A 25444-nucleotide genomic window follows, 5' to 3' on the forward strand; every position below is an offset into this window, starting at 1 on the left:
TCACCCATCAAGTGCGCCGGCGGCCTGCCGTAATAGAGGGCACAGCCTTGTTGCTGCAACCTCCAAGGAAAGACCGCGCTTCATGACCGTCATCATTGGCTACATCCTGGTTCTCGCCTGTGTGCTGGGCGGCTACGCCATGGCCGGCGGCTCCTTCGGTGTGCTGATCCACGCGGCTCCCCACGAGCTGTTTGTGATCATCGGAGCCGCCCTGGGCGCTTTCCTGGTCAGCAACAACGGCAAGACCATCAAGGCCACGCTGCGGTCGCTGCCCAAGCTGCTGAAAGGCTCCAAATACACCAAGGTGCGTTCGATGGAGCTGATGTCCATGCTCTACGACGTGCTGACCAAGGCCCGCAAGGAGGGCTTGATGGCCATCGAGTCCGACATCGACGAGCCGGACAAGAGCCCGCTGTTCGCCAAATACCCCAATGTCCAGGCCGACCACCACCTGATGGAGTTCATCACCGACTACCTGCGGATGATGGTGTCGGGCAACCTCAATGCGCATGAGATCGAGGCCTTGATCGACCACGAGATCGACACCCACCACCACGAGGCCATGGTGCCGGCCGCGGCCATCCAGTCGGTGGGCGACGGCCTGCCCGCTTTCGGCATCGTCGCCGCGGTGCTGGGCGTGGTGAAGACCATGGCCTCGGTGGGCGCCGCTCCCGCGGTGCTGGGCGGCATGATCGCTGGCGCCCTGGTGGGCACCTTCCTGGGCATTTTGATGGCCTATGGCTTTGTGTCACCGCTGGCCAACCTGGCGGCCCAAAAGGCCGATGAGGCCACCAAAGAATTGCAGTGCGTCAAGGCCACGCTGCTGGCCAGCGTGCAGGGTTACGCCCCGGCGGTGGCCCTGGAGTTCGGCCGCAAGGTCTTGTATTCCACTGAGCGTCCCAGCTTTGCCGAGCTGGAAAACCATGTCAAGGGCCGCAAGACCCCTGCCGCCGCCTGAGAAAGCCCGTCATGACCACCAGCCGCAAAGTCCAGCCCATCATCATCAAGCGCGTCAAGAAGGCGGGCCATGGCGCCCACCATGGGGGCGCATGGAAGATCGCCTATGCCGATTTCGTCACCGCCATGATGGCCTTTTTCCTGCTGATGTGGCTGCTGGGCTCGACCGCCCAGGGCGACCTGCAAGGCATTGCCGCTTATTTCCAGAGCCCGCTGAAAGTGGCGCTGGGTGGTGGCTCGGGCTCGGGGGACAGCTCCAGCGTGGTCAAGGGCGGTGGCACCGAGCTGACCCGCACCAACGGCAACATGCGGCGCGGTGAGGTGGATGCGGCCAAGAAGTCGGTCAACCTGCAGGCCTTGAAGGCCGAGGTGGCCGAGCGCGACGCCGCCCGGATGCGCCAGATGTCGCGCATGGTGGAAGCCGCGCTGCAGGGCAACCCCAAGTTTGCCGCCATCAAGAACCAGCTGCGCATGGACATCCAGAACGACGGCCTGCGCATCCAGATCGTCGACGACCAGGGTCGTCCGATGTTTGACGCCGGCAGCGCCCACATCAAGGACTACATGCGCGAGTTTTTGCGCAGCCTGGGCGTGTTGCTGGAGCAGAACGACGCCAAGATCGTCTTGTCTGGCCACACCGATGCCTCGCCCTACAGCGGTGGCGAGCGTGGTTACTCCAACTGGGAGTTGTCGGCCGACCGCGCCAATGCCTCCCGACGCGAGCTGCTGGCCGGCGGCCTGCGCGAAGACCGGGTGGTGCGGGTGCTGGGCATGAGTTCGTCGTCGCTGTACGACAAGGAAGACCCCGCCAACCCGATGAACCGCCGCATTTCCATCCTGGTGCTGAACAAGCTGGGCGAGGAGCGCTGGCTGCGCAGCAGCGAAACCCCGATCTCGGAAGCCCAGGCCCTGGAGCAGCTGCTGGAAAAGCAGTCGGCCGCCAACCCCATTCCTGCCACACCGCCGGTGGCCCCTGCCGGCCCCACCCCGCGCTGACCCGCCCGATTCACTGACCGCCACGGAGATCACCATGTCCCAAACCGACCTCAAGTTCCTGATCGTTGACGACTTTTCCACCATGCGCCGCATCGTGCGCAACCTGTTGAAGGAAATGGGCTATGCCAACGCCGACGAGGCGGAAGACGGCGTGGCGGCGCTGCAGAAGCTGCGCAACGGCCATTTCGACTTTGTCGTCACCGACATCAACATGCCCAACATGAACGGCTTCGAGCTGCTGGCCCAGATCCGCGCCGAAGACGCCCTGAAGGGCCTGCCGGTGCTGATGGTGACCGCCGAGGCGCGCAAGGAAGACATCGTGCTGGCGGCCAAGAGCGGCGCCTCCGGCTACATCGTCAAGCCCTTCACCAAGGCCACGCTGGACGAGAAGGTCAGCAAGATCATGCAAAAGCACGCCCTGGCGGCCTGAACCACCCGGGGACCTCACCATGTCTGACCCGCTTCCCACCCCCCCCACGGACACTGCTGGCGAGCCCTTCGATGTGTTCCAGCGCATCGGCACGCTGACCCGCTCGCTGCACGACGCCCTGAAAGAACTGGGCTACGACAAGCAGCTGGAGCAGTCCATCGGCAGCCTGCCCGACGCCCGCTCCCGCCTCAGCTTCATCGCCCGCCTGACCGGCGAGGCGGCCGAGAAGGTGCTCAACACCGTCGATTCGGCCCAGCTGCAGCAGGGCACGCTGCTGGGCGAGGCCAAACGCATGGAGGCCTTGCTGGCCAGCGCCACCGGCGACGAGGCCACGCTGGCCGAAATGCGCGCCTTTGTGCAGTGCGCCAAGGGCACGGCCGAGCAGGCCGGCGCCCATTTGTCCGACATCATGCTGGCCCAGGACTTCCACGACCTGACCGGCCAGACCATCCGCAAAGTGGTCGATGTGGCCTCCCGGCTGGAGGAGTCGCTGGTGCAGTTGCTGATGGACGCCACCCCGCCGTCGCAGCGTCCGGCCAACGATCCCAACGTGCTGCAAGGGCCTGTCGCCGACGCGACGGGGCGCACCGATGTGGTGGCCAACCAGGCCCAGGTGGACGACATGCTGGAGAGTCTGGGCTTTTGAATAGCGGGCGGTTTGCCCGCCTGATCTCGGTTTCCTCGGAAGGGCAGCCGCGAATAATGAGGCTCAACACCTCGTTCGCGCATGTCCGACTCCGAAACCAGCAAAGAAGACCGCCAGTTACCCGCCACCGAGCGCCGTTTGGCGCAGGCACGGGAAGACGGGCAGGTCGTCCGTTCCAAGGACCTCGGTCACCTGGTGGCTATCGGTGTGCTGATCACGCTGCTGATGGCGCTGGGCCCCTGGCTGGGCAGCCAGGCGCTGGACCTGGTGGCGGTGGGCCTGCGGCTCGACCACGCCGACATGTTCGAACCGGCCCACATGCTGCAGCGCATCGCCCACACCGGCTGGTCCGGTGGCCAGATCGCGCTGCCGGTGGTGGCTGCGCTGGCCCTGCTGACCGCCGGCACCACCATCGCGGTGGGCGGCTGGAACCTCAGCACCAAGGTGCTGGAACCCAATTTCTCCAAGCTCGACCCGATGGCCGGCCTGGGCCGCATCTTCTCGCTGCGCCAGCTGGCCGACCATGGCCGGGTGATCCTGGTCACCTCGGCGCTGCTGGTCACCGCCTTCTGGTACATCCAGGGCCATGTGGGCGACCTGCAAACCCTGGCCCGGATGCCGCTGGAACGTGGCCTGTCCACCGGCTTTGACTGGTTCACCTCCGGCCTGACCGGCCTGCTGGTGGTGGCGGTGGTGTCCACGCTGGCCGACGTGCCGCTGCAGATCTACAAGCACCATGCCGAGCTGCGCATGACGCTGGAAGAGGTCAAGAAGGAACACAAGGAATCCGAGGGCGACCCGCATGTCAAGGGCGAGCGCCGCCGCCGGGCCCGCGCCATGTCGCGCTCGCGCATGATGGCCGCCGTGCCCACCGCCAACGTGATCGTGGTCAACCCCACCCACTATGCGGTGGCGCTGCGCTACGACGACCAGACCATGCAGGCCCCGCGCATCGTGGCCATGGGCGTGGACAACATCGCGCTGAAGATCCGTGAACTCGCCAAGGCCGCCAACGTGCCGGTGCTGGACGCCCCGCCGCTGGCCCGGGCGCTTTACAAACACGGCCAGATCGACGGCGAAATCCCGATCGCCCTGTACACCGCCGTGGCCCAGGTGCTGGCCTATGTGGCGCGGCTGCGCACCGCGCTGCGCATGCCGGCCCTGCCGGCCATCGACGTGCCCGCCGGCATGGACCCGCTGGAGGCCAAGGCATGAACCAGACCCGGTTGCTGGCTGGCGCCAGGGGGCTCATGGGCCAGGCCGCCAACGCCAAGGCGCTGGGCGCGCCGGCACTGATCGTGGTCATCCTGGCCATGATGCTGGTGCCGCTGCCGCCGGTGCTGCTGGACCTGATGTTCAGCCTGAACATCGCCGTGGCCCTTGTGGTGCTGATCGTCTCCAGCTACACCAAGCGCACCCTGGATTTCGCCAGCTTCCCCAGCGTGTTGCTGGTCACCACGCTGCTGCGCCTGTCGCTCAACGTGGCCTCGACCCGGGCGGTGCTGCTGCACGGCCACACCGGTACGGCCGCCGCCGGCCATGTGATCGAATCGTTTGCCCAGTTCCTGATCGGCGGCAGCTTGGCGGTGGGTGTGGTGGTGTTCGCCATCCTGACCGTGATCAACTTCGTCGTCATCACCAAGGGCGCCGGCCGCATCGCCGAGGTTTCGGCCCGTTTTGCGCTGGACGCCATGCCCGGCAAGCAGATGGCCATCGACGCCGACCTGGCCGCCGGCAGCCTGGACGAAAAAGAAGCCCGTCGCCGCCGCCTGGAAGTGACCCAGGAGGCCGAGTTCTACGGCTCCATGGACGGCGCCTCCAAGTTTGTCCGCGGCGACGCCATTGCCGGCATCCTGATCCTGTTCATCAACCTGCTGGGCGGGCTGGCCATCGGCATGCTGCAGCATGGCATGAGCTTTTCGGCCGCCATCAACAACTACGCGCTGCTGGCCATCGGTGACGGCCTGGTGGCCCAGGTGCCGGCGCTGGTGATCTCGGTCGCCGCCGGCCTGATCGTCTCGCGCGTCGGCGAGGACGACATCGGCCTGCAGATCGCCGGCCAGCTGTTCTCCATGCCGCGCGCGCTGGGCATGACCGCCGGCATGCTGGCCCTGCTGGGCGTGGTGCCCGGCATGCCGCATTTCGCCTTCCTGACGCTGGCCACGCTGTTTGGCTCCGGCGCCTGGATGCTGCACCAGCGGGCGCTGAAAAAAGCCGCGGCCGAGGCCCAGGCCCCGGCCGCCGCCCCCACCCAGGGCAACGAAGCCAGCTGGGACGATGTGCTGCCGGTCGACATGCTGTGCCTGGAGGTGGGCTACCGCTTGATCGCGCTGGTCGACAAAAACCAGGGCGGCGACCTGCTGCAACGCATCAAGGGCGTGCGCAAGAAGTTCGCCGCCGAGGTGGGCTTCCTGCCACCGGCCGTCCACATCCGAGACAACCTGGAACTGCACCCCTCGTCCTACCGTTTGCTGCTCAAGGGCGTGGTGGTGGGTGAAGGCCAGGCCCAGACCGGCATGTACATGGCCATCAACCCCGGCCACATCAACGTGCCGCTGATCGGCACCCCCACCACCGACCCGGCCTTCGGCCTGCAGGCGGTGTGGGTGGAGCAGCGGGTGCGCGAACAGGCCCAGGCCGCCGGCTACACCGTGGTCGACGCCGCCACCGTCATCGCCACCCACTTGAACCATGTGATGCAGACCAATGCCGCCGCCCTCCTGGGCCGCGCCGAGGTGCAGAACCTGATGGACCACGCCCGCAAGTTCGCCCCGACGCTGGTCGACGAGGTGGTGCCCAAGATCGTGCCCACCGGCACGGTGCAAAAGGTGTTGCGCAACCTGCTCGACGAGTCCATCCACATCCGCGACCTGCGCGGCATCCTGGAGTTGCTGGCCGAGTTCGGCAGCGTGACGCAGGACGCCGCCGAGCTGACCCGCGAACTGCGGGTCGGTCTGTCGGCCGCCTTTGTGCAAAACCTCTATGGCCCGGTTCGCGAGCTGGGCGTGATCGCCGTCGAGCCCGGCCTGGAGCAGCTGCTGGTGCAGTCGCTGACCCCGGGCGCCCAGGTGCCGCTGGACCCGTCGATCGCCGAAATGCTGGGCCAACAGGCCGCCGACGCCGCCAAGCTGCAGGAAGAGGCCGGCATGCCGGCTTGCCTGCTGGTGCCCGACCGCATCCGCTTGCCGCTGGCCCGGCTGCTCAAGCGCGCCGCCTCCCGGCTGCATGTGCTGGCCCATTCTGAAATTCCGCGCACCCATTCCATCCGTATTCACCGCGTCATTGGAGCCCACTCATGAACGTTCAACGATTCACCGGCAAGAACGCCCGCGAAGCCATCGCCAAGGTGCGTGCCAGCCTGGGCTCGCAGGCGGTGGTCTTGTCCAACCGGCCGATCGCCGGCGGGGTGGAGATCCTGGCGATTGCCGGTACCGACCTGCCCGACGGCCCGACCGAGGCGCCGGTGCAGGCCGTCGCGCCGGCCCCCGCACCGGCCGCCAGGGCAACGGCCCAGGCCCGGGTCGAGCCGATGAGCACGGTGTCCTTCGAGAACTTCGTGCGCGAACGCCAGAAGATGGCCGAGTCGCCCGAACCCGCGCCGCCCATCCCGGTGGTGGTGCGCCGCGAAGCCGCCCCGGTGGCGCGCCGCGAAGCGCCGCTGGCCAAGCCCCAGGCACCGGTGCAGCCAGGCCGCTTCGCCGCCGAAACCCTGGCCGCCACCGCCGGCCACGAAGCCTACGCCCAGCTCGCCAGCCCGGCCCGCAGCCCGGACGCCGCGGTGATGGACGAGCTGAAGTCCATGCGCAGCATGATTTCCACCCAGCTGTCGGCACTGACCTGGTTCGACTCGGCCCGCCGCAGCCCCGACCAGACCCAGCTGCTGCGCCTGATGCTGGGCAACGGTTTTTCGCCCGCGCTGGCCCGCCACATGGTCAACCGCCTGCCGGCCGACCGCACCGGCGAAGATGCCGGCCAGTGGCTCAAGGACGTGCTGGCCCGCAACCTGAGCTGCGTGGCCGAGTCCGAGTCGGTGCTGAACGCCGGCGGCGTTTACGCGCTGGTCGGCCCCACCGGCGTCGGCAAAACCACCACCACCGCCAAGATCGCTGCCGCCTTCGCCCTCAAGCATGGCGCCGCGTCGGTCGGCCTGATCACCATGGACACCTACCGCATGGCGGCGTCCGACCAGCTGCGGGCCTTTGGCCGGCTGCTCAACATCCCGGTCCACACCGCCCGCGACGGCGCCTCGCTGGCCGACCTGCTGAACCTGTTCGACCGCAAGAAGCTGGTGCTGATCGACACCGTCGGCGCCAGTCAGCGCGACCAGCGCCTGGCCGAACTGTTTGCCGCCTTGCCCGCCGCCAAGGTCACCCGGCTGCTGGTGCTGAACGCCGCCGCCCAGGCCGAAACCCTGGACGAGGTGGTGCAGGCATATGGCACCGGCCCCGGCACCCGCTGCGTGCTGACCAAGCTCGACGAGGCCGTCAAGATGGGCGGCGTGGTCGACGTGGCGGTGCGCCGCCGCCTGGCGGTCGAAGGCATGGCCAATGGCCAGCGTGTGCCCGAAGACTGGCACACCGCCAGCCCCCATTTGCTGGCCCACAAGGCGCTGGCCAGCCGCCCCTCGTCGGTGTTCTCCACCGACGACTCGGAGCTGGGCCTGATGATGACTGCCCCCGAAGTGGCCTGGATGGCCAGCGCCCCCGGCGCGGACGCCCGCCATGCTTGACCAAGGCCGTGACCAGGCCGCCGGGCTGCGCCGCCTGATGGCGACGCCGGCCCTGCACCTGATGGCTTTCCCCATGGTGCCGGCCGACCGCCAGGCCGGCGCCTGGGTGGGCCAGGTGGCCCGCACCCTGCAGGCCCTGGGCTCACGCGCGCTGGTGCTCGACGCCAGCGGTGGCGAGGTGGCCCGCGCGCTGGGGGTGTCGCGCACCCCGCGTGAACTGCTCGATTTGCTGGAAGGCCGGCACGATTTCAACGAGGTGGCCCAGGTCAGCCGCGACGGTGTGCACTTGGTGCGCGCCGACGCCGGGCTGGACGCCTTTGTCGCCTCCGGCGCCGAACCCCATGATTTGCTGCGCGGCTTTGCCAAGCTGTCGCACGGCTTCGACGTGCTGCTGCTGGCCATGCCGGCCGGCGAGCTGGCCAGCCTGGCCGCGCCCGACCAGACGGTGCCGGTGATGGTGGCCGACGCCGGGCCGGAGGGCATCCAGCGCGCCTACGCCACCATCAAGCAGCTGTCGGCCGATTTTGGCTACACCCAGTTTGCGCTGGCCCTGCGCGGCGCCGGTGGCCAGCCCGAGGCGGTGGCGGTGCACGCCCGCCTGGCCGACGCCGCCCGCCATTTTCTGAACGCCGGCGTCACGCTGGCCGGCTGGGTGCCGGCCGCGGCGCTGGGCGCCGCCACCCAGGTGGCCGCGCTGGAGCAGCTGGCCCAGTCGCTGCTCGAACACGCGGCCACCCCTGTGGCGAGGCATTGAATCCATGGAGAACGCTATGTACACCGCAAAAGGCACTTTGCAGCGGCCAATGGCCAACATCGAGCAGTACCTGCCGATGGTGCGCCGCCAGGCCTCGAAAATGATCGGCCGCTTGCCCGCCAACGTGGAAATGGACGACCTGATCCAGGCCGGCACCATGGGCCTGATGGACGCGATGCAGCGTTACGAGCAAGGCCATGGCGCCGAGTTCGAAACCTTTGCCATGCTGCGCGTGCGCGGCGCCATGCTCGACGAGCTGCGCGGCGCCGACTGGGTGCCCCGCTCGGTGCGCAAGAGCCAGCGCGAGATCGCCGAGGCGGTGCACAAGCTGGAGCAAAAACTGCGCCGCGCGCCCAAGGACACCGAGATCGCCGCCCAGCTCAAGGTCTCTCTGGAGGACTACCACGAGATGCTGACCGACGTGCGCGGCGCGCAGCTGGTCTACATCGGTGACTACGAGTCGGAAGACGGCGAGGGCAGCTACCTCGACCGCCACATGGCCGACGACAAGGGCAACCCGGCCGACCAGCTGTCCGACCACCGGTTCCGCCAGGCCCTGGTGACGGCCATCACCAACCTGCCCGAGCGCGAGCAGTACATCATGAGCATGTACTACGAGCACGACATGAACCTGAAGGAAATCGCCGCCGTGCTGGGCGTCACCGAGTCGCGTGTCTGCCAGCTGCACAGCCAGGCCGTGGCCCGGCTGCGTTCACGGCTCAAGGAATGGTGAGCGTTTGCCTGCGGCGCTGAGCGCCGCTTTGCCAACAAAAAAGGGCCTGATCATCAGGCCCTTTGGTTTTGTGGTGGCACCGCTGGCGGCGCCGATGCGCTCAGGCGCTGCCGACCGAGCGGGAGTTCAGTGAGGAGACCATCAGGCCGGCCGGGGCGTAGACACGCCGGGCCTGCAGTTCGGAAAAACGGGCCTGCTGTCCACCCAGGGCTTCCAGCGAGCGCTGCACCGACGACTGGCGGCGGCTCAGCACCGTGCCCACACCGCGGGCCTGGGCCTGGATGCGCGCGATGCGGGCCTTATGGCCCAGGATTTCGCGGCTGCCGGCATAAGACAGCAGCAGGCCCAGCGTGGCCGTCAGTTCGGTGGCCAGGCGGGGCAGGGCGTCGGCGTCACCGTCCAGGGCCAGCGTGTGCTGCTCATCGAGCAGTTGCTCGATGCTGTCAAGGATCTGGATCAGCGGACGGGCGGCCATGGGGGTGCTTTCTGTCAGGACGACCGGGGGCGCATCAGCGCACTGGCTTCGGCGATCAGCCGGTCGGAAATGACTTCGGGGTTGACGGTGAATTTGCCCTGGCGGATCGCTTCTTTGATGGCGTCCACCTTGGCGCTGTCAAAGTCCACCTGGCCGGTGCTGCCGGAGGCGCCCAGCTTGGCGCCGGCCGACGACAGGTTGACCTTGTCGATCGACGCGGGGGCGCTGGCCGCCGCTTTGGTGGGGGCTTTGCCACGGCTGGCGGTGTCTACCGCCGCCGCAGCGGTGTCTGTGGGAAGACCGATTTTCATGGGGGACTCCAGTCAACTGTTCTCATCTTAGGAACTTTTTTCGGCAGGACTTTCGGGAACTGAAGGCCTGTTTGTCAAAGTTCTGAGAATCCGTGTGACGGAGATGGGGTTTCAGGGCTGAATGTCCACCACCCGGCCGCTGCGGGCCACCCCGGTCAGCGTGCGCCCGAAGTCGGTGCGCACCCGGACCGGCTGGCCTTCGGCCGCGCTGCCCAGCGACTGGCCGGACGCGGTGATGGCAAAACCACCGCCCAGCACCCGCAGCCGCACCACGTCGCCGGCCGTCACCACGGTGGCGGCCCGCACCGCGTCGCCATGCACCGGCTGGCCGGCTGGCACCGAGCGGGTCAGCACCCGGCCCAGTAGCGCTTCGGGGTTGCTGGGCAGTCCAGGGCGTTGCTGGGTCAGCTCCACCTCGGCCTGGCGGATGTCGCCCGGGCCCACGGTGCCACCGGCCGGCAGGTAGGCCGCGGCCACCCAGGCCGGGCCCCAGGCCCGCACCATCACCGGGAACAACACACTCCACTGGGCGCCATCGACACAGCGCACCCCCACAAAAGAGCGGCCCCAGAGCCGGCCGCCGGCCGGCACATAGGGTTCGGAGCGGCGGCAGGGGGCCACCGCGGCCTGGGCCTCGGGCTGGCCCAGCTGCGCTTCGATGCGGATGGCCGGGTCGCCCGCGGCCAGCTGGGCCTGTTGCACCACATAGGCGCGCAGGTCGTCGGCCGTCATGGTCGGCTGGGTCTGGGCAAACAGCGGGGAGGTCAGGCCGGCCGCCAAAAGCAGCAGACTGGGGCGAAGAATGGGCATGGGCGTGGGCGGTTGTTGGCCCAGTGACTGTAGGCCTACAGGAAGTCCAAGGGCGGCCGATAAAGGGTCCAAACCCCCGTCTATTCCCCCTATTGCTTTGTCGACCGGCGCCGATACTCATTCCGAATCTCCCCCTCCCAGAGGCCATCCTTCCATGACACAACCGTTGACATCTGTTCTCGACCGACAAGGCAGGGCACTTGAGCTTCTTTCGCAAAGACAGCGGGTGTTGTCCGGAAATATTGCCAATGCCGACACCCCGGGCTACAAGGCCCAGGACATCGATTTCGCCAGCGCCCTGGCCCAGGCCACCAGCGCCCAGGCCGCGCCGGTGGTGACCCGCACCGGCCACCTGGGCTTGAGCGCCGGTGGCGCCGCACCCGGCGAAGCGCCGGTGGTTTACCGCACCGCCGAGCAGCCCAGCGTGGACGGCAACACGGTGGACCTGGACCGCGAGCGGGCCAACTTCGCTGACAACGCGATGCGCTACGAGGCCACGCTGCGCTTCATCAACGGGCATGTGAAAACCATGCTGTCCGCCATCACCGGCCAGTAAGCCGATCCACCCAGGAAATCCCCATGTCCTTGTTTGATGTGTTCCAGATTTCAGGCAGCGCCGTTTCGGCCCAGAGCAAGCGGCTCAATGTGGTGGCCAGCAACCTGGCCAACGCCGATTCGGTGGCCGGCCCCGACGGCCAGGCCTACAAGGCCCGCCAGCTGACCTTTGAATCGCAGGCCGTGCCCGGCACCAACACCCCCGGTGTGCGGGTCACCGGCGTGGCCGAGAACCAGACCCCGGGCCGCCGCTCTTTGGAGCCCGGCAACCCGCTGGCCGACGCCGATGGCTATGTGACGCATTCCAACGTCAGCGTGGTCGACGAGATGGTCAACATGATTTCGGCCTCGCGTTCCTACCAGAACAACGTCGAGGTGATGAACACCGCCCGCCAGCTGCTGGCCAAGACCCTGCAGATGGGCCAATAAGGAAGTTCCCATGGCCATCACCTCTGTTGCCAACCCCACCAGCCCCACCCCCACGGCGGCCACCAGCAATGGCACGCTGGGTATCGCCAGCGCCGCCGAGCAGCAGGACCGCTTCATGAAGCTGCTGGTCGCGCAGATGAAGAACCAGGACCCGCTGAACCCGATGGACAACGCGCAGATGACCAGCCAGATTGCGCAGATCAACACGGTCAGCGGCATCGAAAAGCTCAACACCACCGTGACCTCGCTGCTGGCCAGCTTCAACAGCATGCAGGCCCAGACCGCCACCCAGCTGCCGGGCCGCGGCGTGATGGTGGACGGCAACCGCCTGACGCTGTCGTCCGGCGGCGCCATCGGCGGCGTCAACCTGGCCTCGGCCGCCGACACGGTGGGGGTCGACATCGTCGACGCCACCGGCGCCGTGGTGCGCCAGTTGGCGCTGGGCCAGTCGCCGGCCGGCGTGCGCAGCTTCACCTGGGACGGGCTGGGGGCCGACGGCACCGCGCTGCCCGAGGGCAACTACCGCATCCGCGTCAACGCCACCGCCGGCGGCAAGGCCGTGTTGGTGTCCCCCTTGTCGGCCAGCCTGGTGCAGGCGGTGTCCAACAGTGCCAACGGGGTGCAGGTCGACCTGGGTGTTGGCGGTGTGCATGCCTACAGCGACATCAAGTCGTTTTTGTGAACCGAATCTTTCCCTCCTTCCACTTTGAATTGAACTGGAGTTCTCCATGGGTTTTCAGCAAGGCATCAGCGGCCTGAACGCCGCCTCCCGCAACCTGGAGGTGATCGGCAACAACATCGCCAACGCCAACACCGTCGGCGCCAAGACATCGCGGGCCGAGTTTTCGGCCGTTTACGCCAGCGCCGCCTACACCCAGACCAGCACCGCCCCCGGCATGGGTGTGAAGGTCGACGCGGTGACGCAGCAGTTTTCCCAGGGCAGCATCCGCACCACCGAAAACCCGCTGGACGTGGCCATCAACGGCCGCGGCTTCTTCGAGGTGGCCACGCCAGGCAACACCAACGACGTGTCCTACACCCGCACCGGCCAGTTCCAGCTCGACAACAGCGGCTATGTGGTCACCAGCGGGGGTCTGCGCCTGCAGGGCTATTCGATCGACCCCACCACCGGCAAGGCCGGTGGGGTGGTGGGCGACGTGCAGCTGCCGTCGCAAGGCATCAGCCCCAAGGTCACCACCCAGGCCGCGCTGCAGCTGAACCTGGATTCCCGCACCGCCGCGCCCACCGCCACCACGCCGGCCTTTGACCTGACCAAGCCCTCGTCCTACACCTCGTCGACCTCGGTCGCCACCTACGACCAGCAGGGCAACCAGCAGGTGCTGTCGGTGTATTTCCGCAAGACCGCGGTGGCCAACGAGTGGGAGGTCTATGCCGCCCACGACGGTGTGCCCGTGCCCGCGCTGTCCGCCCCCGGCGCCCCGCAAGACCCGGTGGGCCGCATCACCTTCAAGCCCGATGGCACCATGGACCCGGCCAACACCGGCAGCCTGGCCGGTGGCGTGCTGACCCCTGGCGACCTCTCGCTGGCCATTCCCTTCGCCGCCTCCACGCTGCCGGTGGCGCCGTCGGCCTCGGTGAGCTCGGCGCCGGTGACACTGTCGCTGACCGGCTCGACCCAGTTTGGCAGCGCCTTTGGCGTGACCTCGGCCACCCAGGACGGCTATGCCCCCGGCCAGCTGTCCGGCTTCAGCATCGCCGCCAGCGGCATGGTGGAAGCCCGCTATTCCAACGGCAAGACCTTGAACGCCGGCCAGATCGCGCTGGCCGATTTCCGCAACGAGCAGGGCCTGGCACCCACCGGTGGCAACCTGTGGCGCGCCACCCCAGCCTCCGGCCAGGCCGCTGTGAGCGCGCCGGGCAGCGCCAACCTGGGTGTGCTGCAGGGCGGCGCGCTGGAAGAGTCCAACGTCGACCTGACCCAGGAGCTGGTGGACATGATCACCGCCCAGCGGGCCTACCAGGCCAATGCCCAGACCATCAAGACCATGGACCAGATGCTGTCCACGCTGGTCAACCTGCGCTGATTTCGCCGGCTGAACCATGGACCGCCTGATCTACACCGCCGCCTCCGCCGCCCGGGCGCTCACGCTCCGGCAGGATGGCATCACCCAGAACCTGGCCAACGCCAACACCACCGGCTACCGCGCCGACACGGTGGCGTTCCGGGCCGTGCCCATCCGCGGCGACGGCCTGGGCACCCGGGTGCAGGCGCTGGAGGTCACCACCGGTTACGAGGCCCAGTCGGGTGCCATCCAGTCCACCGGCCGCAGCCTGGACATGGCCATCAAGGGCCCGGGCTACATCGCCATCCAGGCCGCCAACGGCGGCGAGGCCTACACCCGCAACGGCGCCTTCGAGGTCAATGCCGACGGCGTGCTGACCGCCTTCAACGGCCAGCCCGTGGTGGGCGAGGGCGGTCCGCTGAACATCCCGGCCGGCACCCAGGTCAGCATCGGTGACGACGGCTCGGTCAGCGCCAAGCCCAGCACCGGCCCGGCCCAGGTGGTGGGCCGCGTCAAGCTGGTCAACCCGCCGGCGGCCGAACTGCGCAAGGGCAGCGACGGCCTGCTGCGCACCGTCTCCGGCGACGAGGCCGCCGCCGACCCGGCCGTACGCGTGGCCCCCGGCGCGCTGGAAGGCAGCAACGTCAACATCATCGACGCCATGGTGGGCATGATCGCCGCCTCGCGCCAGTTCGAAACCCAGATGAAGCTGCTGCAGAACGCAGAGCAAAACGACCAGCGCGCAGCCCAGCTGCTGGCCCAACCGCGCTGACACAAGGAGTTCCCACCATGATGCGTTCACTCTCGATTGCCAAGACCGGCCTGGAAGCCCAGCAAACCCAGCTCGACGCCATCACCCACAACCTGGCCAACACCGCCACCAATGGCTACAAACGCAGCCGCGTGGTGTTCGAAGACCTGATGTACCAGAACCTGCGCCAGGCCGGCGGCCCGACCAGCCAGCAGACCGAGCTGCCCACCGGCCTGCAACTGGGCACCGGCGTGCGCCCGGTGGCCACGGTGCGCAACTTCAGCCAGGGCGGCCTGAACCAGACCGGCAACAACCTCGACCTGGCGGTCAATGGCCAGGGCTTCTTCCAGGTGCAGATGCCCGACGGCACCACCGCCTACACCCGCGACGGCTCGCTGCAGCTCGACGCCCAGGGCCAGCTGGTGACCTCCAGCGGCTTTGCGGTCAGCCCGGCCATCACCATGCCGGCCAACACCCAGAGCATCACCATCGCCCGCGACGGCATCGTCTCGGTCACGGTGGCCGGCAGCAGCACACCGCAGCAAATCGGTCAGCTGCAACTGGCCAACTTCATGAACCCGGCCGGCCTGGACCCGCGCGGCGGCAACCTGTTTGCCGAGACCTCGGCCTCCGGCAACCCGCAGACCGGCAACCCCGGCACCAACGGCCTGGGTGTCATCAACCAGGGTGCGGTGGAGTCGTCCAACGTCAATGTGGTGGAAGAGCTGGTGGCCATGATCCAGACCCAGCGCGCCTACGAAATCAATTCCAAGGCCATCACCACCTCGGACCAGATGCTGGCCCGTTTGACCCAACTGTGAAAGGCCTGGCCATGGCGTTTTTCCGAATCCTTGTGGCGACCGCGGTGCTGGGTGCGGCGCTCGGTGGCTGTTCCACCATGGCCACGCCGCAGGTGGACATGCTGACCGCCGTGCCGCAGACCGCCGTGCCGGCGCCCCTGCCACCGCCCAGCCAGGGCGCGATCTTCCAGGTGGCCAGCCACCGGCCGCTGTTCGAAGACCGCCGGGCCCGCCTGGTGGGCGACACGCTGACCATCCAGATCGAAGAGCAGATCACCGCCAGCCAGCAGTCCACCAGCAAGATCGACCGCGCCAGCTCGCTGTCGGGCAGCATTGCCGCGTTGCCGTTCGCCTCGGTGGGTTCGCTGGCCCGGCTGTCGGCCGACGCCAAGTCCGACGTCGCCACCAACGCCGACGGCAAGACCAACAGCACCAACACCTTTGCCGGCACCATCACCGTGCTGGTGCAGCAGGTGCTGCCCAACGGCAACCTGCTGGTGGCCGGCGAGAAGCAGCTGGGCGTGAACCAGAACGTCGACGTGATGCGCTTCTCCGGCATCGTCAACCCGGTGTCCATCCGTGCCGGCAACGTGGTCAGCTCGACCCAGATCGCCGAAGCGCGGCTGGAGCAGCGTGGCCGCGGCGACATCGGCAAGGTTCAGGGCCTGGGCTGGCTGAGCCGCTTCTTCCTCAGCATCGCACCGGTCTGACCCATGACACACACACTTTCCCGTTGGCTGGCCTGTGCCGCTCTGGCGATGGCCTCGACCGCGATGGCCGCCGGTGGTGGCAGCGAACGCATCCGTGACCTGGCCAGCGTGTCGGGTGTGCGGGTCAACCAGTTGATCGGCTACGGGGTGGTGGTGGGCCTGGACGGCAGCGGCGACGCCACCAACCAGGTGCAGTTCACCGGCCAGAGCGTGCAGTCGCTGCTGAGCCAGTTCGGTGTGACCCTGCCGCCGGGTGTCACGCCGCAAATGAAAAACGTCGCCGCGGTGATGGTCACCGCGGCCTTGCCGTCGTTCGCCCAGACCGGCCAGCAGATCGACATCACCGTGTCCTCGCTGGGCAATGCCCGCAGCCTGCGCGGCGGCACGCTGCTGCTGACGCCGCTGCGCGGCGCCGACGGCCAGATCTACGCCATGGCCCAGGGCAATCTGGTGATTGGCGGCGCCGGCGCCTCGGCCGGCGGCAGCAAGGTGTCCATCAACCACCTGCTGGCCGGCCGCGTGCCCGGCGGCGCCACGGTGGAGCGGGTGGTGGCCAATGCCGCACTGGCCGCCGATGTCATCCACCTGGAACTGAACCAGACCGATTTCTCCACCGCCCGCCTGGTGGCCGACGCCATCAACCGCAAGCTGGGCGTGGAAGACGCCGCCGCCGCGCTGGACGCCCGGGTGGTGCAGGTGCGTTTCCCCGGCACCGGCAGCCGGGTGGCCTTCATCTCGTCGCTGGAAAACATCGAGGTGGCACTCGAAGCGCCGGCAGCCCGCGTGGTCGTCAACGCCCGCAGCGGTTCGGTGGTGATGAACCAGTCGGTGCGGCTGGGCGCTTGCGCGGTGGCCCATGGCAGCCTGTCGGTCACCGTGTCCAGCACCCCGGTGGTGAGCCAGCCCAACGCCTTTTCCGGTGGCCAGACCGTGGTCACCGAAAAGACCGACATCCGGGTCCAGCAAGACCCGGGCGTGTTGTTCAATGTGCCCGCCAGCGCCGACCTGGCCGACATCGTGAAATCGCTCAATGCCCTGGGCGCCACCGCCCAAGACCTGATTGGCATCCTGCAGGCCATCAAGGCCGCCGGCGCCCTGAAGGCAGAACTGGAAATCATATGATCAACACCGACGCTTCCGGGTCTTCGCTGGGCATTGACGGCCGCTCGCTGGACAGCCTGCGCAACGAAGCGTCGCGCAACCCGAATGGCGCGGCGCGCCAGGCGGCGGTGCAGTTCGAATCGCTGTTCATGCAGCAGGTGCTGAAAAGCATGCGCGACGCCACTGTCAAGGCCGAGGGCTCGAACAACGCCAACGACACCTTCACCGGCATGCTGGACAGCCAGATGGCCAAGCAGTTTTCCGGCCGGCCCGGGGGCCTGTCCGACATGATTGAGCGCCAGCTGTCGCGCCACATGCAGGGCTTGCCGGCCCCCACCCAGCCGGCGGTCAACGCCTCGGCCACCGCCATGCCTGCCTCGCCCTTGGCCGCGCCCAAGCCGGGCACGCCACAGGCCAACTTCCTCGAAAAACTCAGCGTCCACGCCCAGGCCGCCGAGCGCGAAACCGGTGTGCCGGCCTCCTTCATCCTGGGCCAGGCGGCGCTGGAGTCGGGCTGGGGCAAGGGCGAGATCCGCAAGGCCGATGGCAGCCCCTCGTTCAACCTGTTCGGCGTCAAGGCCACGGCCGGCTGGAAGGGCGCCACCACCGACGTCAAGACCACCGAGTACGTGAACGGCCAGCCGGTCAAGCAGGTGGCCCGCTTTCGCAGCTACAGCTCCTACAGCGAGGCCTTTGCCGATTACGCCCGCATGCTCAGCACCAGCCCGCGCTACAGCCAGGTGGTGCGGGGCGCCAACAGCGCCGAGAGTTTCGCCAATGGCATGCAGCAGGCCGGTTACGCGACCGACCCCGCCTATGCCTCCAAGCTGACCCGCACCATCAACCTGGCGCTGGCGGTGCAGCGCTCCATGGGCTGAGGAGATTGCCATGACATCGTTGCTCAACATCGGAACCCGCAGTCTGGCGGCCGCACAGGGTGCGCTGACCACCGTCTCCAACAACATCTCCAACGTCAACACGCCGGGCTACACCCGGCAAGAGGCGGTGCTGTCGACCTCGCCGGGCCAGTTTTCCGGCGCCGGCTTTTTTGGCCAGGGCGTGGACCTGACCACGGTGCGCCGCCAGTACGACCAGTTCCTGTCGGCCGCCGTGCAGTCCAACACCGCCCAGGCCTCGGCCGATGCCGCCCGCTCCAACGCCTTGTCCGAACTCGACAGCCTGTTCGCCGACCCCGAGGTGGGCATTGGCGCGGCGGTGGACGGCCTGTTCTCCGCCGCCGGTGACCTGGCCAACCGGCCGGCCGACACCTCGGCGCGCCAGGCCTTTGTGTCGCGCGCCGACCAGCTGGCCCAGCGCATCACCGCGGTGGGCAGCCAGCTCGACGACATGGGCGAGCGAGCCGACATGAACATCGCCCAGTCGGTGTCGCAGGTCAACCAGCGGCTGACCGAAATCAAGAAACTCAACGAGCAGATCGCCATCGGCCAGTCCACCGGCCATGCGCCCAACGACTTGCTGGACCAGCGCGACGTGGCGCTGAAGGCGCTCAACGATCTGATCGCGGTCAAGGCGGTGGCGGGCGACAACGGCACCATCAATTTGTTCGCCACCGGTGGTGCGCCGCTGCTGGTGGGCAACCAGCAGTCGGAACTGCAGGCCATTCCCGACCCGGCCGACGCCGCCAAGGTGGGGCTGCAGCTGAAAATCGGCAACATCACCCAGCCGGTCGACGGCCAGGCCCTGGGCGGCAGCATTTCTGGCCTGGTGCGCTTCCGCAACGACGACCTGGCGCACGCGATGAACGAGGTGGGCCGGCTGGCGGTGGTGATCGCCGACAGCTTCAATGCCCAGCAGGCGCTGGGGGTGGACGCCACCGGCACACCGGGCCGGGCGCTGTTTGCGGTGCCTTCTCCGGTGACCGTGGCCAACGCCGCCAACACCGGCAGCAACAGCATCCAGGCGGTGGTGAGCGACGCCTCCGCCTTGCAGCCCAGCGACTACCAGGTCGACTGGAACGGCGCGGCCTTCACCATCACCCGCTTGACCGACGGCCAGACCACCACCACCGCCATCGTGCCGGCCACCATGGACGGGCTGACTTTTTCGTCCAACGGCCCGATCGCCGCCGGCAACTCCTACCGCATCCAGCCCTACGCGGTGGCCGCCACCGGCCTCACCGCCAAGGCCTTGCTGCCCCGGGAAGTGGCCACCGGCTACGCCGCCACGGTGGAGGCCAGCGCCACCAACACCGGCGCGGCCTCGGTGCGCGAGTTCCAGGTCAACCGCCAGACCACCGACACCACCTTGCCGGTGGCCATCACCTTCAACAACCCGCCGACCAGCTTCAACGTCACTGGGCTGGCCGGGGGTGACCTGACCAACGTGCCCTACACCCCCGGCCAGCGGGTGCCGGCCGCGCCTGCCGACTACAACGGCTGGTCCATCACATTGGACGGCCCGGCCGCTGCCGGCGACAACTTCTTGGTCAAGAAAACCCTGAACCCCGCCATCAACAACGGCAATGCCCGCGCACTGGGCAGCCTGGCCGACCAGGGCCTGGTGGACGGCGCCACCATCAACGAGGCCTATGCCTCGCTGGTGGGCGACACCGGCATCCGTGTGCAAAGCGCCCGCGACAGTGCCAGCGTCTCCTCCAAGCTGCTCGACGAGGCCACCGCCCGCGAGCAAAACCTGGCCGGCGTCAACCTCGACGAGGAAGCGGCCAATTTGCTGCGTTACCAACAGGCCTACCAGGCCTCCGCCAAAATCATCCAGGCCAGCCAGCAGCTGTTCGATTCGCTGCTGTCGGCCGTGGGTCGCTGATCAAGGATTCTCATGCGCGTCGCCACACTCCAATCGGCCCAGGCCGCGATGGCCGGCATCCATGCCCGCCAGACCGAGCAGAGCCGCCTCCAGACCCAGATGTCCACCGGCCTGCGGGTCAATTCCCCTGGCGACGACCCGGTGGCCGCCGCGCAGGCCGAGCTGGCCCGTTCGCGGCTGACCCGGGTCGCCCAGGACCAGCGCACCGCCCAGCTCAGCAGCACCATGCTGACCTCGGCCGACGACGCGCTGGCTTCGGGGGTGGACGTGTTGCAAACCATTCGAGACACCCTGGTGGCGGCCGGCAACGGCAGCTACAGCCCGTCCGAGCGTGCCATCCTGGCCGAGCAGCTGCAGGCCTCGCGCGACCGCCTGCTGGCGGTGGCCAACTCGCGTGACAGCTCGGGCGGCTATGTGTTTTCCGGCCAGGGCACGACCGGCACCCCGGTGTCCGGCAACATGGCACCGCAGTACGACCCCGCGGCCGGCGAGCAGCGCATCGGCGCCGACGGCCACTACGCCACCAACCTCGATGGCCGCAGCGCCTTCATCGCCTTGCCCCAGGGCAACGGGGTGTTTCTGCCCAGCTCCATGGCGGGCAACGCCGGTACCGGTGTCATCGACGCCGGCCAGGTGAAAGACGCCACCCAGCTCACCGGCCACAGCTACCAGATCGCCATCACCGGCGCCCCCGGCAGCCTGCAGTACACCGTGACCGACACCACCGCCGGCACCACGCTGAGCAGCGGCGTGCCGTTTGCCGACGGCGGCGTGATCGACATCGACGGCCAGCGCGTCAAGATCAGCGGCACGCCGCAGACCGGCGACAGCTTCCAGCTGCAGCCAGCCGGCCAGCAGTCCATCTTCAAGACCATCGACGACGCCATCGCGCTGCTGAAAACCCCCGGCATTTCCGGCTCGACCTACGCCGAACGCCTGCAGGGGGTGCAAACCAGTGTCGACGGCGCCCTCGACCGCATGTCGTTTCTGCGCAGCAAGGTGGGCGAGGAAATGGCCACCACCGACAAGGCCATGCAGACCAACAGCAGCCAGCAGCTGCAGTTGGAAACCCGGCGCAGCAACCTGCAAGACCTGGACTTCGCCAAGGCGGTGTCCGAGATGCAGGTCAACCAGACCGCGCTGCAGGCCGGCCTGAAGTCCTACGCCAGCTTTGCCCGGCTGTCGCTGTTTGACAGCCTGAACTGAGGCCTGAACGCTGGGTTCGCAGGCCGCCTTCGGGCGGCCTTTTCATTGGCGGGCGGATTCAGGCAGCTTGCTGGCGCGTTCCCGAGTGGCCAAGGCTTTGATTAAGCCGTCCTATTCGGCCTTTCTCTGTCTCAAGTTGAGACGGGGTTTGCCGTAATTTCAAGCACAGGCGAAATTTTTCTCGCCCATGCAAAAAGCACGAACGGCAATGACCCATTTTTCGTCCTCCCTGGTGCCCCTGGCATCGAACGGCACCGGGCGGCCTTGTTTGCCCCTCGCTGCCTAACCGAACCCCGTCATGCAGGCCCACACCCCCTCACTCCACGCCGATTCGCTGGGCAATCCCGCCCATCCCACGCCGTCCTGGGGCACGCTGACCCAGCACAAGGTGCAAAGCTGGTGGGGCCGGATGCGGCGCCCCGTGGCCGCCACCCCCGCCGCCCGCGATGCGGTGGCCCCGGTGCTGGCCTCCAGGCTGGCCACCGCCTCGCAGATCTGGAACGCCCACCTGGGCACGGCGCAGTCGCAGATGCGGGACGCCACCGAGAACCTGCTGACCGGCTTCACCTCCATCCTGTCGGAACTCGACGCCATCATCCAGCCGGGCCGCCAGCAGGGCGCCCATGCGGCGGCCGATCTGGACGCCCGCGCCGGCATGCTGGAGCGCTGCGAGCAGCAGCTGCACGGCCTGCTGCGCAACTTCCAGGGTTTCATCCAGTCGCGCGACGAGGTGCTGGGCTCGGTCAAGACCCTGTCCTCGGCCTCGGGCAGCCTGCGTGAGATGGCCGACGACGTGGCCAAGCTGGCCCGCCAGACCAATTTGCTGTCGATCAACGCCGCCATCGAGGCCGCCCGCGCTGGCAACAGCGGCCGTGGCTTTGCGGTGGTGGCCGGCGAGGTACGCCGTTTGTCCAACGAATCGGGTGACACCGGCCGGCGCATCGGCAGCCAGGTCAATGACTTCACCGGCTGCATGCAGCAGGCGCTGGCCCAGGCCTCGGAAAGCGCCGGCCGTGACGCCGAAACCATCAAGGCCTCCGAGGCCACGATCAACGAGGTGGTGTCGCAGGTCGGCAGCACCGTGTCGGCGCTCAACGAGCGGGCGATCGAACTGAGCGCCCGCGGCGAGATCGTGCGGGCCCAGGTGGAGCAACTGATGATCGCCTTCCAGTTCCAGGACCGGGTGCACCAGATCATGGACCAGGTGGCCGCGTCCATCGCCAGCGCGGTGACGCGCCTGGAGAGCGCGGTGCACACCGGCCAGGTCCCCAGCGAAGAGGAATGGCTGGCGTTGTTGAGCGCGGGCTACACCACGGCCGAGCAGCGTGCCGTGGGCGGGGGAGGGCAGGAGGCCGCCCCGTCGTCCAGCGGCGACACGACCTTTTTCTGAACTCTGTCGAAAGCACCATGTCCAAAAGCATTCTCATCGTGGACGACTCCAGCTCGTTGCGCACCGTCGTCAAGCTCGCCCTGGTGCGCGCTGGCTACGAGGTCCACGAGGCCGGTGATGGCCAGGAGGCGCTCGAAAAACTCGAGACCATCAGCAAGGTCAACCTGATCGTCAGCGACGTCAACATGCCGCGCATGGACGGCATCACCTTCGTCACCCAGGTCAAGCAGCACCCGCGCCACAAGTTCACGCCGGTGATCATGCTGACCACCGAAGGCCAGGACACCAAGAAGGAGCAGGGCCGCGCCGCTGGCGCCAAGGCCTGGATCGTCAAGCCCTTCAACCCGCCCCAGTTGCTGGACGCGGTCTCCAAACTCATTCTTCCCTGAGGTGCCATGCCCCACACCCTTGTCCTGCCGCGGGAGCTGACCATTTACACCGCGAGCGAAACCCGCACCGACTGGCTGACCTGGCTGGCGGCCCTGCCTGAGGACGCCCAGGTCGATGGCGCCCAGGTCGACCAGGTCGACGGCGCTGGTCTGCAGCTGCTGGTGTCCTTGCACCACGCGGTGGCTCAGCGTGGCCGTGCCTGGTCTCTGTCGGCGGCCAGTGCCTCGCTGACCAAGGCCTGTGAGGCCCTGGGCGCCGCCGCGCTGCTGTCCAGCCGTTCTGCCCAAGGGGAAGTCGCATGAGCCAAAGCAACGAAGAGATGGACAGCAGCTTCATCGCCGAGGCCTTGCCGGCCTTCATCAGTGAAGCGCAGGAACAGATCGAGGCCATCGAGCAGCTGATGCTGCAGCTGGAAGACCAGCCCGACGACCGCGAGGTGCTGGACGCGCTGTTCCGCTGCGCCCATACCGTCAAAGGCTCGGCCGGCATCTTTGGTCTGGACGGTGTGGTGGCCTTCACCCACCATGTGGAGACGCTGCTGGACAAGATGCGCGAAGGCGAGGTCAAGCTGACCCCCGAGCTCAGCACCTTGCTGCTGCAATGCAACGACCAGATCCGCCTGCTGGTGGAAGCCGGCGTCGAGCGCTCCACGGCCGACACCCAGCCGGTGCGTGACGCGCTGATCGCTCAGCTGTCGGCCGCCAGCGGCGCGTCGGCCCACGTGGTGGCTGCACCCGTCGCAGCCGCTGTGAGCGCCGGTGTGGCCGGCGCCTGGCTGGTGTCGGCCCAGTTCGGCCCCGACACCTTCCGCAACGGCATGGACCCGTCGACCATCGTCGCCTACCTGGGCGGCCTGGGCAAGGTGCAGGCGATCGCCTGCGACATGGGTGCCATTCCGGCGCTGGACACGCTGGACGCCGAGGCCTGCCACTGGCATTTGCTGCTGGCCCTGGAGACCGAGGCCCCGCGCGAAAAAATCGAAGGCGCGTTCAGCTTCGTCAGCGAAGACTGCGTGCTGGACCTGCTGGCCCCCGACGCCGGCCCCGAGCGGCTGACCGCCCTGGTGGCCAAGTACAAGGGCAGTGCCGCGTTTGCCGCGATGCTGGCCAGCGTGGGGGTGGTGCCGCCCGAGGCAGCCCCCGTCGCTGCGGTGGGCACGGAGGCCGTTGCCGCCGCCGCGCCCAAGGCCGCCGGCAGCCCGACCGCCCGTGGCCAGCGCCAGAGCGAGTTCAGCGCTTCGGACGACCAGCGCTTCATCCGCGTGCAGGCCGACCGGCTGGACGCGGTGATCAACCTGCTCGGTGAGCTGGTGATTGCCGGTGCCGGCGCCTCGCTGCTGGCCCGCCAGACCCGCCAGGGCACGCTGATCGAGGCCAACCAGCAGATCACCCGGTTGATCGAGGAAATCCGCAACGGCACGCTGCAGCTGCGCATGGTGCCGATCGGCGAAACCTTCTCCCGCTTCCGCCGTGTGGTGCGCGACACCGCCGCCGAGCTGGGCAAGGACGTGGCGCTGGAAATCGTCGGCGGCGAAACCGAACTCGACAAGTCGGTGGTGGAGCGCATCGCCGACCCGCTGATGCATTTGGTGCGCAACGGCCTGGACCATGGCCTGGAAACCCCTGAGGTGCGCGAAGCCGCCGGCAAGCCGGCCCAGGGCAAGCTGACGCTGTCGGCCTGCCACGAGGGCGGCAGCATCGTCATCCGCATCCTGGACGACGGCCGGGGCATCTCGCGCGAGCGGGTGCTGGCCCGGGCCTGGGACCGGGGCCTGGTGGACCGCTCGGTGACGCCGTCGGACAACGACATCCTGAAGCTGATTTTCGAGCCCGGCTTCTCCACCGCCGAACAGGTCACCAACCTGTCGGGCCGGGGCGTGGGCATGGATGTGGTGCGTCGCAACATCGAGGCCCTGCGCGGCACGGTCAACGTGTCCAGCGAAGAAGGCTACGGCAGCACCATCGAGATCCGCCTGCCGCTGACGCTGGCCATCATCGACGGCTTCCTGGTGAGTGTGGGCAACAGCAAATTCATCTTCCCGCTGGACGCGGTGGTCGAGGTCATCGAGACCCGGCCCAGCACCTCGGCCACCGACGCCAAGGGCCGTTCGGTGGTGGAGCTGCGCGGCCAGGCCCTGCCGGTGGTCAGCCTGCGCAACCTCTATGCGCTGGAATCCGACGAACCCGAGCGGGCCAGCGTGGTGGTGATCCAGACCGGCGGCAACCGCTACGGCGTGGTGGTCGACCAGCTGCTGGGCCAGCACCAGACCGTCATCAAGCCGCTGGGCCGCATGTTCCGCAGCCTGCGCGGCATGTCGGGCTCCTCCATCCTGGGCAACGGCGAAGTGGCCCTGATTTTCGATGTGCATTCACTGAGCCAGCTCGCCGCTGAGCCCACCCTCACCTCTCTCCAACCCCTGCGAGACGCCAGCACGCTGGACCGCGCCCACTGATTTTTGAAAGA

The 25444-nt window shown here is 68.0% G+C and carries 27 protein-coding genes; 24 read left to right on the forward strand and 3 right to left on the reverse strand.

The features are described from left to right. Window positions 1–82: 82 nt before the first annotated feature. From motA to AC4BAR_RS10130, 9 genes are all read left to right on the forward strand, one after another. A complete protein-coding gene (motA, locus tag AC4BAR_RS10090) occupies window positions 83–958 on the forward strand; it encodes a flagellar motor stator protein MotA (RefSeq protein WP_490627726.1) in 876 nt (291 codons plus the stop codon). An 11-nt stretch (window positions 959–969) separates the two neighbouring features. Beyond that, on the forward strand, window positions 970–1953 hold the full coding sequence (gene motB / locus AC4BAR_RS10095; RefSeq protein ID WP_490627727.1) for a flagellar motor protein MotB: 984 nt from the start codon (window positions 970–972) through the stop codon (window positions 1951–1953). A 34-nt stretch (window positions 1954–1987) separates the two neighbouring features. Next, window positions 1988–2383 carry a chemotaxis response regulator CheY gene (gene cheY / locus AC4BAR_RS10100; protein ID WP_490627728.1) on the forward strand — a complete coding sequence of 132 codons (396 nt, stop codon included), beginning with the start codon at window positions 1988–1990 and terminating at the stop codon, window positions 2381–2383. Between the two features lie 19 nt (window positions 2384–2402). After that, complete coding sequence (locus AC4BAR_RS10105) at window positions 2403–3029, forward strand: protein phosphatase CheZ (protein WP_490627729.1); 627 nt, start codon at window positions 2403–2405, stop codon at window positions 3027–3029. Between the two features lie 81 nt (window positions 3030–3110). After that, window positions 3111–4244, forward strand: a complete 1134-nt coding sequence (locus tag AC4BAR_RS10110; protein ID WP_490627730.1) for an EscU/YscU/HrcU family type III secretion system export apparatus switch protein — start codon at window positions 3111–3113, stop codon at window positions 4242–4244. After that, on the forward strand, window positions 4241–6328 hold the full coding sequence (flhA, locus tag AC4BAR_RS10115) for a flagellar biosynthesis protein FlhA (RefSeq protein ID WP_490627731.1): 2088 nt from the start codon (window positions 4241–4243) through the stop codon (window positions 6326–6328). The genes AC4BAR_RS10110 and flhA overlap by 4 nt, the downstream gene beginning before the upstream one ends. Beyond that, a complete protein-coding gene (gene flhF / locus AC4BAR_RS10120; protein WP_490627732.1) occupies window positions 6325–7758 on the forward strand; it encodes a flagellar biosynthesis GTPase FlhF in 1434 nt (477 codons plus the stop codon). The genes flhA and flhF overlap by 4 nt, the downstream gene beginning before the upstream one ends. Further along, complete coding sequence (locus tag AC4BAR_RS10125) at window positions 7751–8512, forward strand: MinD/ParA family ATP-binding protein (RefSeq protein WP_490627733.1); 762 nt, start codon at window positions 7751–7753, stop codon at window positions 8510–8512. The genes flhF and AC4BAR_RS10125 overlap by 8 nt, the downstream gene beginning before the upstream one ends. Window positions 8513–8528: 16 nt before the next feature. Then, on the forward strand, window positions 8529–9245 hold the full coding sequence (locus tag AC4BAR_RS10130; protein ID WP_490627734.1) for an RNA polymerase sigma factor FliA: 717 nt from the start codon (window positions 8529–8531) through the stop codon (window positions 9243–9245). 100 nt (window positions 9246–9345) lie between these two features. On the opposite strand, the gene AC4BAR_RS10135 is transcribed toward AC4BAR_RS10130, so the two are convergent. The 3 genes from AC4BAR_RS10135 to flgA all read right to left on the reverse strand — a co-directional run bounded on the left by AC4BAR_RS10135 (window position 9346) and on the right by flgA (window position 10841). Further along, window positions 9346–9720 (reverse strand): hypothetical protein, encoded by a 375-nt coding sequence (locus AC4BAR_RS10135; protein ID WP_490627735.1) that lies wholly within the window; start codon window positions 9718–9720, stop codon window positions 9346–9348. A gap of 14 nt (window positions 9721–9734) precedes the next feature. Further along, window positions 9735–10031, reverse strand: coding sequence for a flagellar biosynthesis anti-sigma factor FlgM (gene flgM, locus AC4BAR_RS10140; protein WP_490627736.1), 297 nt, complete (start codon window positions 10029–10031; stop codon window positions 9735–9737). A gap of 111 nt (window positions 10032–10142) precedes the next feature. Next, the gene (gene flgA / locus AC4BAR_RS10145) at window positions 10143–10841 is read right to left on the reverse strand and encodes a flagellar basal body P-ring formation chaperone FlgA (RefSeq protein ID WP_490627737.1); all 699 of its coding nucleotides are present in this window, start codon (window positions 10839–10841) and stop codon (window positions 10143–10145) included. 154 nt (window positions 10842–10995) lie between these two features. Between flgA and flgB the strand changes: the two genes are divergently transcribed. The 15 genes from flgB to AC4BAR_RS10220 all read left to right on the forward strand — a co-directional run bounded on the left by flgB (window position 10996) and on the right by AC4BAR_RS10220 (window position 25433). Next, entirely contained in the window at window positions 10996–11397 is a 402-nt protein-coding gene (flgB, locus tag AC4BAR_RS10150) for a flagellar basal body rod protein FlgB (protein ID WP_490627738.1), read from the forward strand. 23 nt (window positions 11398–11420) lie between these two features. Next, window positions 11421–11825, forward strand: a complete 405-nt coding sequence (gene flgC / locus AC4BAR_RS10155) for a flagellar basal body rod protein FlgC (protein WP_490627739.1) — start codon at window positions 11421–11423, stop codon at window positions 11823–11825. A 10-nt stretch (window positions 11826–11835) separates the two neighbouring features. Then, window positions 11836–12507 carry a flagellar hook assembly protein FlgD gene (locus AC4BAR_RS10160; protein WP_490627740.1) on the forward strand — a complete coding sequence of 224 codons (672 nt, stop codon included), beginning with the start codon at window positions 11836–11838 and terminating at the stop codon, window positions 12505–12507. A gap of 46 nt (window positions 12508–12553) precedes the next feature. Then, the gene (gene flgE, locus AC4BAR_RS10165; protein ID WP_490627741.1) at window positions 12554–13870 is read left to right on the forward strand and encodes a flagellar hook protein FlgE; all 1317 of its coding nucleotides are present in this window, start codon (window positions 12554–12556) and stop codon (window positions 13868–13870) included. Between the two features lie 16 nt (window positions 13871–13886). Then, entirely contained in the window at window positions 13887–14621 is a 735-nt protein-coding gene (flgF, locus tag AC4BAR_RS10170) for a flagellar basal-body rod protein FlgF (protein ID WP_490627742.1), read from the forward strand. A gap of 17 nt (window positions 14622–14638) precedes the next feature. Next, window positions 14639–15421 carry a flagellar basal-body rod protein FlgG gene (flgG, locus tag AC4BAR_RS10175; protein WP_490627743.1) on the forward strand — a complete coding sequence of 261 codons (783 nt, stop codon included), beginning with the start codon at window positions 14639–14641 and terminating at the stop codon, window positions 15419–15421. A gap of 11 nt (window positions 15422–15432) precedes the next feature. Then, the gene (locus AC4BAR_RS10180) at window positions 15433–16110 is read left to right on the forward strand and encodes a flagellar basal body L-ring protein FlgH (RefSeq protein ID WP_490627744.1); all 678 of its coding nucleotides are present in this window, start codon (window positions 15433–15435) and stop codon (window positions 16108–16110) included. 3 nt (window positions 16111–16113) lie between these two features. Then, on the forward strand, window positions 16114–17232 hold the full coding sequence (locus tag AC4BAR_RS10185) for a flagellar basal body P-ring protein FlgI (protein WP_490627745.1): 1119 nt from the start codon (window positions 16114–16116) through the stop codon (window positions 17230–17232). After that, the gene (flgJ, locus tag AC4BAR_RS10190) at window positions 17229–18089 is read left to right on the forward strand and encodes a flagellar assembly peptidoglycan hydrolase FlgJ (RefSeq protein WP_490627746.1); all 861 of its coding nucleotides are present in this window, start codon (window positions 17229–17231) and stop codon (window positions 18087–18089) included. The genes AC4BAR_RS10185 and flgJ overlap by 4 nt, the downstream gene beginning before the upstream one ends. Before the next feature lie 10 nt (window positions 18090–18099). Further along, window positions 18100–19995: a flagellar hook-associated protein FlgK gene (flgK, locus tag AC4BAR_RS10195; protein ID WP_490627747.1), complete on the forward strand. Its 1896-nt coding sequence runs from the start codon at window positions 18100–18102 to the stop codon at window positions 19993–19995. Between the two features lie 12 nt (window positions 19996–20007). Continuing rightward, complete coding sequence (flgL, locus tag AC4BAR_RS10200) at window positions 20008–21201, forward strand: flagellar hook-associated protein FlgL (protein WP_490627748.1); 1194 nt, start codon at window positions 20008–20010, stop codon at window positions 21199–21201. Window positions 21202–21499: 298 nt separating this feature from the next. Continuing rightward, on the forward strand, window positions 21500–22591 hold the full coding sequence (locus AC4BAR_RS10205) for a methyl-accepting chemotaxis protein (RefSeq protein ID WP_490627749.1): 1092 nt from the start codon (window positions 21500–21502) through the stop codon (window positions 22589–22591). Window positions 22592–22608: 17 nt separating this feature from the next. Next, window positions 22609–22980, forward strand: coding sequence for a response regulator (locus AC4BAR_RS10210; protein WP_490627750.1), 372 nt, complete (start codon window positions 22609–22611; stop codon window positions 22978–22980). Between the two features lie 6 nt (window positions 22981–22986). After that, window positions 22987–23283: an STAS domain-containing protein gene (locus AC4BAR_RS10215; RefSeq protein WP_490627751.1), complete on the forward strand. Its 297-nt coding sequence runs from the start codon at window positions 22987–22989 to the stop codon at window positions 23281–23283. Next, window positions 23280–25433: a chemotaxis protein CheA gene (locus AC4BAR_RS10220; protein ID WP_490627752.1), complete on the forward strand. Its 2154-nt coding sequence runs from the start codon at window positions 23280–23282 to the stop codon at window positions 25431–25433. Before AC4BAR_RS10215 ends, AC4BAR_RS10220 begins: the two co-directional genes overlap by 4 nt. Window positions 25434–25444 lie beyond the last annotated feature (11 nt).

It is taken from the genome of Rhodoferax sp. SPJ4 (genome assembly GCF_058216275.1).

Bases quoted from the DNA above. Each gene is read 5' to 3' on its own strand.
- motA (WP_490627726.1), top strand. From the start codon at position 83: ATGACCGTCATCATTGGCTACATCCTGGTTCTCGCCTGTGTGCTGGGC.
- motB (WP_490627727.1), top strand. From the start codon at position 970: ATGACCACCAGCCGCAAAGTCCAGCCCATCATCATCAAGCGCGTCAAG.
- cheY (WP_490627728.1), top strand. From the start codon at position 1,988: ATGTCCCAAACCGACCTCAAGTTCCTGATCGTTGACGACTTTTCCACC.
- AC4BAR_RS10105 (WP_490627729.1), top strand. From the start codon at position 2,403: ATGTCTGACCCGCTTCCCACCCCCCCCACGGACACTGCTGGCGAGCCC.
- AC4BAR_RS10110 (WP_490627730.1), top strand. From the start codon at position 3,111: ATGTCCGACTCCGAAACCAGCAAAGAAGACCGCCAGTTACCCGCCACC.
- flhA (WP_490627731.1), top strand. From the start codon at position 4,241: ATGAACCAGACCCGGTTGCTGGCTGGCGCCAGGGGGCTCATGGGCCAG.
- flhF (WP_490627732.1), top strand. From the start codon at position 6,325: ATGAACGTTCAACGATTCACCGGCAAGAACGCCCGCGAAGCCATCGCC.
- AC4BAR_RS10125 (WP_490627733.1), top strand. From the start codon at position 7,751: ATGCTTGACCAAGGCCGTGACCAGGCCGCCGGGCTGCGCCGCCTGATG.
- AC4BAR_RS10130 (WP_490627734.1), top strand. From the start codon at position 8,529: ATGTACACCGCAAAAGGCACTTTGCAGCGGCCAATGGCCAACATCGAG.
- AC4BAR_RS10135 (WP_490627735.1), bottom strand. From the start codon at position 9,720: ATGGCCGCCCGTCCGCTGATCCAGATCCTTGACAGCATCGAGCAACTG.
- flgM (WP_490627736.1), bottom strand. From the start codon at position 10,031: ATGAAAATCGGTCTTCCCACAGACACCGCTGCGGCGGCGGTAGACACC.
- flgA (WP_490627737.1), bottom strand. From the start codon at position 10,841: ATGCCCATTCTTCGCCCCAGTCTGCTGCTTTTGGCGGCCGGCCTGACC.
- flgB (WP_490627738.1), top strand. From the start codon at position 10,996: ATGACACAACCGTTGACATCTGTTCTCGACCGACAAGGCAGGGCACTT.
- flgC (WP_490627739.1), top strand. From the start codon at position 11,421: ATGTCCTTGTTTGATGTGTTCCAGATTTCAGGCAGCGCCGTTTCGGCC.
- AC4BAR_RS10160 (WP_490627740.1), top strand. From the start codon at position 11,836: ATGGCCATCACCTCTGTTGCCAACCCCACCAGCCCCACCCCCACGGCG.
- flgE (WP_490627741.1), top strand. From the start codon at position 12,554: ATGGGTTTTCAGCAAGGCATCAGCGGCCTGAACGCCGCCTCCCGCAAC.
- flgF (WP_490627742.1), top strand. From the start codon at position 13,887: ATGGACCGCCTGATCTACACCGCCGCCTCCGCCGCCCGGGCGCTCACG.
- flgG (WP_490627743.1), top strand. From the start codon at position 14,639: ATGATGCGTTCACTCTCGATTGCCAAGACCGGCCTGGAAGCCCAGCAA.
- AC4BAR_RS10180 (WP_490627744.1), top strand. From the start codon at position 15,433: ATGGCGTTTTTCCGAATCCTTGTGGCGACCGCGGTGCTGGGTGCGGCG.
- AC4BAR_RS10185 (WP_490627745.1), top strand. From the start codon at position 16,114: ATGACACACACACTTTCCCGTTGGCTGGCCTGTGCCGCTCTGGCGATG.
- flgJ (WP_490627746.1), top strand. From the start codon at position 17,229: ATGATCAACACCGACGCTTCCGGGTCTTCGCTGGGCATTGACGGCCGC.
- flgK (WP_490627747.1), top strand. From the start codon at position 18,100: ATGACATCGTTGCTCAACATCGGAACCCGCAGTCTGGCGGCCGCACAG.
- flgL (WP_490627748.1), top strand. From the start codon at position 20,008: ATGCGCGTCGCCACACTCCAATCGGCCCAGGCCGCGATGGCCGGCATC.
- AC4BAR_RS10205 (WP_490627749.1), top strand. From the start codon at position 21,500: ATGCAGGCCCACACCCCCTCACTCCACGCCGATTCGCTGGGCAATCCC.
- AC4BAR_RS10210 (WP_490627750.1), top strand. From the start codon at position 22,609: ATGTCCAAAAGCATTCTCATCGTGGACGACTCCAGCTCGTTGCGCACC.
- AC4BAR_RS10215 (WP_490627751.1), top strand. From the start codon at position 22,987: ATGCCCCACACCCTTGTCCTGCCGCGGGAGCTGACCATTTACACCGCG.
- AC4BAR_RS10220 (WP_490627752.1), top strand. From the start codon at position 23,280: ATGAGCCAAAGCAACGAAGAGATGGACAGCAGCTTCATCGCCGAGGCC.